4 protein-coding genes are annotated in these 5,626 nt (G+C 75.1%); 2 read left to right on the forward strand and 2 right to left on the reverse strand.

Annotated features, from left to right (window positions below):
• Window positions 1-1,944, reverse strand: a 1,944-nt coding sequence (locus ABZ885_RS34285; protein WP_360197583.1) for a nitrate- and nitrite sensing domain-containing protein, incomplete at its 3' end; no start/stop codon positions are given.
• 464 nt (window positions 1,945-2,408) lie between these two features.
• On the reverse strand, window positions 2,409-3,116 hold the full coding sequence (locus tag ABZ885_RS34290; protein WP_360197585.1) for a FadR/GntR family transcriptional regulator: 708 nt from the start codon (window positions 3,114-3,116) through the stop codon (window positions 2,409-2,411).
• A gap of 267 nt (window positions 3,117-3,383) precedes the next feature.
• Between ABZ885_RS34290 and ABZ885_RS34295 the strand changes: the two genes are divergently transcribed.
• A complete protein-coding gene (locus tag ABZ885_RS34295; protein WP_360197591.1) occupies window positions 3,384-5,042 on the forward strand; it encodes a 2-isopropylmalate synthase in 1,659 nt (552 codons plus the stop codon).
• Complete coding sequence (locus ABZ885_RS34300) at window positions 5,039-5,578, forward strand: YbaK/EbsC family protein (protein WP_360197588.1); 540 nt, start codon at window positions 5,039-5,041, stop codon at window positions 5,576-5,578. The genes ABZ885_RS34295 and ABZ885_RS34300 overlap by 4 nt, the downstream gene beginning before the upstream one ends.
• The last annotated feature ends 48 nt before the right edge of the window (window positions 5,579-5,626 follow it).

The raw sequence follows: 5,626 nt of genomic DNA on the forward strand, positions 1-5,626 counted from the left end.
CTGGACGGCCGCCGCCCGCGCGCCGACGGGTGCCGGCCCCGGCCCCGGCACCGAGGCGTCCGCCGCCTCCGCCGCCTCCGCCGTCTCCTCCGCGAGCGCCGCCTTCCGCGCCCGCCGGGCGAGCAGCACCGGCTCGGCCGGCGTGGCGTCCGGCAGCCCCGCGTCGCCGTCGATGACCAGCTCGGCGGGGACGAGCACGACCACCCGGGTGCCGCCGAAGGCCGACGGCCGGAACTCGATCTTCAGACCGGTGTGGGCGGCCAGCCGGGCGACCACGTGGAAGCCGAGCCGGATGTCGTCCGCGCGGGCCAGCACGTCCGTCCGGGGCGGACGGCTCATCAGCCGGTTCGCCTCGTCGTACTGCTGCGGGTCCATCCCGAGCCCGCGGTCCTCGATCTCGACCACCAGGCCGCGCCCGACCATCGCCGCCCGCACCTCGACCGGCGCCGGCGGCCGGGAGAAGGTCGCCGCGTTCTCCATCAGCTCGGCGAGCACGTGCGCGACCGGGCCGACCGCCCGCTCGGAGAGCCACGGGTGGCCCTCGACGTCCAGCAGGATCCGCCGGTAGTCCTGCACCTCGCCCTGGGCCGAGCGCAGCACGTCCAGCAGCGGGACGGGCTTGCGCCAGCGCCGCTGCGGCTGGCCGCCGGCCAGGATGACGAGGTTCTCCTCGTAGCGGCGCAGCCGGGCGGTGAGGTGGTCGAGGTCGAACAGCCCCTGCAGCACCTCCGGGTCCTCGTGCCGGCGCTCCAACTCGTCCAGTTTGCGCAGCTGCTGGCCGATCAGCAGCTGGGTGCGGCGGGCGATGCGCTGGAGCAGCCGCTCGAAGCCGCGGTGCTGCTCGGCCTGCCGGACGGCGGTCCCGAGCGCGGAGGCCCGGGCCAGGTTGAGCGCCTGGCCGAGGCGGGCCAGTTCGTCCGTGCCGTTGCCGTGCGGCCCGGCGGTGACCGCCCGGGTCTCGGCCTCGACGTCGACCTTCTCACCCCGGGCGAGCCGCTCGACGACCTCGGGCAGCGTGCGCTCCAGGTCCTCCGCCTGGGTGTGCAGCGCCTTGATCCGGCGGCGCAGCGAGCGGGTCAGCCGCCAGCTGGTCACGATCACGGCGACGACCGCGACCAGGCCGATCACGGTGGTCAGCACGAACCGGGTGAGCAGCGACAGGAACGAGCCCTTGCCGACCGCCACGACCCCGTCGGTCCGGGCCTCGATCGCCTTCACCAGCTGCGGGTTGAGCCGGTCGAGGGCCTGCCGCCACTGGTCCTGCGCCGGCGGCAGCCGGACGGTGCCGCCCGCGTCCGCGGTGCCCGGCCGGATCAGCGCCTGCTCGACGGCGGACTTGGCCTGCCAGGCCGGACCGGTCATCAGTTCCCGCCAGGCGGCGGCCTCGGCGTCCGGGACGTACGGCACGACCTGCACGGTGAACAGGTGCTCCTGCGCGCCGATGGCCTGCTGCACCTGCTGGTACTCGGCGGCGCCGAGCTTCCCGGACGGCCAGCCGCGGGCCAGGATCGCGTCCTCGCGGGCCAGCATCTCCTTGGCCCAGAAGGCGTTCACCAGGGCCTTGGAGATCCAGGTGACCTCGCCGTTGTCGACGTGGCTGAGCGCGGTGAACAGCCGCAGGTCCACGGCGATCAGGTCGGTGTAGTAGGCGAAGACGGTCTGCTGGTCGACGGCGGCGCGGTCGACCGCCGAACGCTGCTCGGCCAGCCGGCCCAGGGCCTGCCGGGCCTCGGCGACGGCGCTGCGCACCTCACCCGGCGCGCTGTCGGCGGTCTCGCCGGAGAGGGCCTGGAAGGTGCGGACCGCGTCGTCGGTCTGCTGCCGCCGGCGGCGCAGCGCGTCGGTGACGCTGCCGGGCCGGGCGAGCGCCTCGGCGCTGAGCCGGCGCTCCTCCTGGAGGTTGTAGTAGACGATGTTGGACGGCTGGCCGGCCTTCTGCGCCAACAGGCCCTGGTCCGCCTGGCGGTTGAAGTCGAGGAAGGTCCGGCCGCTGGTGACCGCCCAGAGGAGGGCGAGGGCCAGGCCGGGGACGACGGCCAGGACGAGCAGCGCCGTCCGCAGGGACAGGCGCGGACGCCTGCGGGGGGTCTTCGGCGCCGGGGGCCGCCGATTCGCACGCGCGCGCAGAGCTCACTCCTAGGGACTGGCGGCCGGCCTGATGGGGCCGGACCGTCCGGGCACGGGATGTGACGAGGCGATCCTAGTCATACCGTGTAATAGGAGTGAAAACCCTTCGCCATCTGGGCAGTGTGCACACACAGCCTTAACACAATGTCAGTCCCTCGTTCATGATTGGCCTGCGAAGTGCGCTTTCCGGCGTGACGTGCGGCGATACCCGCCCCGCCCTGCGAACGGCGCCGCCGGCCACCCCGCGCACAGCCGCCCGTCACCCCGCGCCCCGCCGCCGGTCATTCCGCGGTCAGCCGCGCCCGGGTCGCCGCCAACTCGGCCTCCAGCGCCCGCCCGGCGCCCTCCGCATCCCCGCGCTGTACGGCCTCCACCAGCTCGGCGTGCGCCGCGTAACCGTGCCCCGGATCGCCGTCGCGCAGCCCCAGCAGCCCCACCAGCTCCACCAGTCGTTCCCGCAGGACGGGGACGAACTCGGCGAACAGGTCGGACAGCACCGGATTGTGCGCGGCCGCCACCACGGCCGTGTGCAGCGCGATGTCGGCGTCCACGAACTGCGCGTCGTCCGCCGCCCCGGCCTCGCGCCGCGCGGTGAGCGCCCGTTCCAGTGCGGCGACGTCCGCCTCGTCGCGCCGGACGGCGGCCAGCCGGGCCGCCTGCACCTCGACCATCGTCCGGACCTCGTACACGTGCACCAGCTCCGCCCGGCGCAGCCGCGCCGGCCAGTCCTCCCGGGGCCGGTCGGCCGTCACGAAGACGCCCGCGCCCTGGCGGCTCTGCACCAGCCCGGCCCCGGCCAGCGCCCGCAGCGCCTCGCGGACCGTCGACCGGCCGACGCCCAGCTCCTTGGCCAGCGCCACCTCGCCCGGCAGCCTGCTGCCGACCGGCCACTGGCCGGCCGTGATCCGTTCCTGGAGGCGCCCGGTCGCCTGGTCGACGAGCGGGGACCGGCTGAGGGGGCCGCCGAGGGAGCCGCCGAGGGAGGACATCGCGTTTCACCTGTCAGGTTGTCTGAGGAGTTGGTTCACGGCTACGGTACCCCGCATGAAGCCGTGGAGTCTCCTTCTTGGTGGCCGCAGCGGGGTCTGACCGGACCGGCACCCCGCTGCGGGTCGCCGTGCTGCCGGTTCGTCCTCCGGTGCCCGACTCCACCGCTCACAGCGAAGGACCACGCCTTGCGATTCCCGACCCTGCGCACGCCCGCCGGCCCCGTCCCGGCCACCGCACCCGCCTGGAACCCGCAGCGCGGCAGCGCCATGCCGCACCACCGCTACCGCCCCGCCCACGAACGCGTCCCGCTGCCGGCCGGGGGCCGGCGCGACTGGCCCTCCCGGCGGATCGAGCAGGCCCCGCTCTGGGTGCCCGTCGACCTGCGCGACGGCAACCAGGCACTCGCCGAGCCGATGGACCCGGCACGCAAGCAGCGGATGTTCGATCTCTTCCTGGCCATGGGCTTCAAGGAGATCGAGGTCGGCTACCCCTCGGCCAGCCGCACCGACTTCGACTTCGTCCGCCGGCTGGCCACCACCCCCGGTGCCGTGCCCGAGGACGTCACCGTCGTCGTCTTCACCGCCGCCCGCGCCGACCTGATCGACCGCACCTTCGAGTCGGTCGAAGGCCTGCCCCGGGTCGTCGTCCACCTCTACACCGCCACCGCCCCCACCTGGCGCGACGTCGTCCTCGGCCGCAGCCGCGAGGAGGTCCGGGCGCTGATCACCGGGGCCGCCGAGCACCTGGCCCGCCGGGCCGGCGACCGCCCCGGCCTGCGGTTCGAGTTCTCGCCCGAGGTGTTCAACCTGACCGAGCCGGACTACGTCCTGGAGATCTGCAACGGCCTCACCGAACTCTGGGACGCGAGCCCCGATCGCCCGGTCGTCCACAACCTCCCGGCGACCGTCGAGATCGCCACCCCCAACGTCTACGCCGACCAGATCGAGTACGTGCACCGCCACCTGGCCCGGCGCGAGGCGGTGATCCTCTCCGTCCACCCGCACAACGACCGCGGCACCGGCGTCGCCTGCGCCGAACTCGCCGTCCTGGCCGGCGCCCAGCGGGTCGAGGGCTGCCTGTTCGGCAACGGCGAGCGGACCGGCAACGTCGACCTGGTGACGCTCGCCCTGAACCTGCACACCCAGGGCGTCGACCCGATGCTCGACTTCTCCGACATCGACGAGATCCGGCGCACCGTCGAGCACTGCAACCGCCTGCCGGTGCCCGAGCGCCACCCCTACGCCGGCGACCTCGTCCACACCGCCTTCTCCGGCACCCACCAGGACGCCATCAGGAAGGGCTTCGCCCACCACGCCGAGCAGGCCGCCGACTTGGGAGTCCCCGAGCGCGAGGCCCCGTGGGCGGTGCCCTACCTGCCGGTCGACCCGGCCGACCTGGGCCGCGACTACGAGGCCGTGATCCGGGTCAACAGCCAGTCCGGCAAGGGCGGCATCGCCTACCTGCTGCAGACCGGCCACGGGCTGGAGCTGCCCCGGCGGCTGCAGATCGAGTTCTCCCGGGTGGTGCAGGAGTCCACCGACGACAGCGGGCGCGAGGTCACGGCCGACGAACTGTACGCGCTGTTCCGCGCGACCTACCTGGACGCGACGGTCCCGGTGCCGTGGCGCACGGGGGAGCGGGACGGCCGCCACTGGGCGCAGGTCGGCGACCACCGCGGCGAGGGCAACGGCCCGCTGGACGCCGTCACGGCGGCGCTGCGTGCCGCGGCAACGGCGGTGGACATCCTGCAGTTCACCGAGCACGGCGTCGGCACCGGCCCCGGCGCGGACGCGGTCGCCTACGTCGAGGCGCGGGTCGGGGGAGCGGCCGTCTGGGGCGCGGGGCGCGACACCTCCGTCCTCACCGCGGGCGTGCACGCGCTGCTCAGCGCCGTCGGGCGCGCGCGGGGGATGATGGCCGGATGACGACCGCCTCCACTCCCGGCGTGCCCGAACTGCCCGGACTCCCCGAACTGCCCGACCCGTCCGAGCTGCCCGAGCGGAGCCGGGCCGTGGCCGGCGCCCTCGCGGCGGCCGGCCTGCCCGGCCGGATCCGCGTCCTGCCCGACTCCGCCCGCACCGCCGCCGAGGCCGCCGCCGCCCTCGGCTGCGAGGTCGGCGCCATCGCCAACAGCCTCGTCTTCCTCTGCGACGGCGCGCCGCTGCTCGTCATGACCAGTGGCGCCCACCGCGTCGACACCGCCCACCTGGCCCGGGAGCTGGGCACCGGCCCGATCACCCGTGCCGGCGCCGCCCAGGTCCGCGAGGCCACCGGCCAGGCCATCGGCGGCGTCGCCCCGGCCGGCCACCCGGCGCCGCTGCGCACGGTGGTGGACGAGGCGCTGGCCGGCTACGAGGTGCTGTGGGCCGCCGCCGGGCACCCGCACACCGTGGTGCCGATGACCTACGAGGGCCTGCTGAAGCTGACCGGCGGCACGCCCTCGGCGGTGGCGCCGGAGTGAGCGGCTGAGCGGCTTAGCGGCGCCGGCCCCGGGGGGGTCCGCCGGGCC

The organism is Kitasatospora sp. NPDC047058, from assembly GCF_040643935.1.
Taxonomy (GTDB): domain Bacteria; phylum Actinomycetota; class Actinomycetes; order Streptomycetales; family Streptomycetaceae; genus Kitasatospora.

What these genes read in the sequence shown, in the direction of transcription:
- ABZ885_RS34295 (WP_360197591.1), top strand. Translation starts at nt 3,384, where the DNA reads ATGCCGCACCACCGCTACCGCCCCGCCCACGAACGCGTCCCGCTGCCG.
- ABZ885_RS34300 (WP_360197588.1), top strand. Translation starts at nt 5,039, where the DNA reads ATGACGACCGCCTCCACTCCCGGCGTGCCCGAACTGCCCGGACTCCCC.
- ABZ885_RS34290 (WP_360197585.1), bottom strand. Translation starts at nt 3,116, where the DNA reads ATGTCCTCCCTCGGCGGCTCCCTCGGCGGCCCCCTCAGCCGGTCCCCG.